General features: G+C 66.4%; 1 protein-coding gene. It reads right to left on the bottom strand.

Annotated elements, in window-relative coordinates; genetic code table 11:
- On the bottom strand, positions 1-295 hold a 295-nt coding region (locus tag ACM6IT_RS27990; protein WP_414919112.1), incomplete at both ends, for a DUF5801 repeats-in-toxin domain-containing protein.

Raw genomic sequence — 295 nt, 5'->3', positions numbered from 1 at the left:
TGTCCGAGGTCAGGCTCGTCGAATCATCAGGATTGCTTGTGTTGGCATGCACCACGGCGCGGCTCTGGTCGAGCGTGACGCTGCCATTGGCGGCCACGCTGACGGTGAACACCAGCAGGTTACTGAGGGCCGTACGCCCTTCGACCACCGCGCCGTTGAGCGACAGGTTCACCGCCTCGCCCGAGGCCGTGTCGATCAGCCCGGAAGCCCCGGCCACCACGCCCAGCGCATAGGTCAGGGTACCGGCCCCATCGGCGCCAAACGCCGAGTTGAAGTTGGCGGCGAAGCTCTGGGT

Origin of the sequence: Pseudomonas sp. IT-P4 (assembly GCF_949767755.1) — a bacterium.
Taxonomy (GTDB): Bacteria; Pseudomonadota; Gammaproteobacteria; order Pseudomonadales; family Pseudomonadaceae; genus Aquipseudomonas; species Aquipseudomonas monachiensis.
This window is presented reverse-complemented; position numbering and strand designations above follow the sequence as displayed.